Here is a 524-nt window from a genome sequence, read left to right as displayed (position 1 = left end):
AAATCAGCAGGAAGCTGGCAGTACATCACCAGAGGTTCGCCGATGATATTGAAGTTTTCATCTGTGCGAACACCAGCAAATTGGCTTGGACGATCTTTCGCGGGATTTGTACCCCAAGTCTCGTAGTCAAAGAAGAAAAAAGTGGGCTGATTATCTTGGTGCATTCTGCTTACCGTTTACGGAACCGATAAGAGTATTAGACCATTCAACGCCTTGACTAGCAACGAAAGATGCAAGGTGAAGTTGTGAAAATGAAAAAGCCGATGGCGAACCATCGGCTTGAAGTTTTGCATTTGTCTGCTTAGGCAGCAAATAAGGGTTAGGCTTTCGTTTCTTCAAGAGCCGTTTCAGCTTCTGAGGACTTCAACACTCGGCTTGCAATGGTGCCTGCCGTCATTGAGCCAGAAACGTTCAGCGCAGTACGAGCCATATCAATCAGAGGTTCAATTGAGATCAAAAGTGCAGCGATCGTTACAGGCAAGCCCATTGCTGGAAGAACAATCAATGCCGCAAATGTTGCACCG

General features: G+C 46.4%; 2 protein-coding genes. Both read right to left on the bottom strand.

Annotation, left to right across the window (positions count from 1 at the left end; translation table 11 throughout):
* The coding region (locus tag R8N47_RS28260; protein ID WP_318186490.1) for an exonuclease domain-containing protein at positions 1 to 164 on the bottom strand (164 nt) is incomplete at its 3' end.
* A gap of 155 nt (positions 165 to 319) precedes the next feature.
* The coding region (locus R8N47_RS28255; protein ID WP_318186489.1) for a cation:dicarboxylate symporter family transporter at positions 320 to 524 on the bottom strand (205 nt) is incomplete at its 5' end.

Source organism: Vibrio sp. 2132-1 (assembly GCF_033344315.1).
The sequence above is the reverse complement of the archived record's forward strand: the minus strand, read 5'-3'. Positions and strand labels throughout refer to the sequence as shown.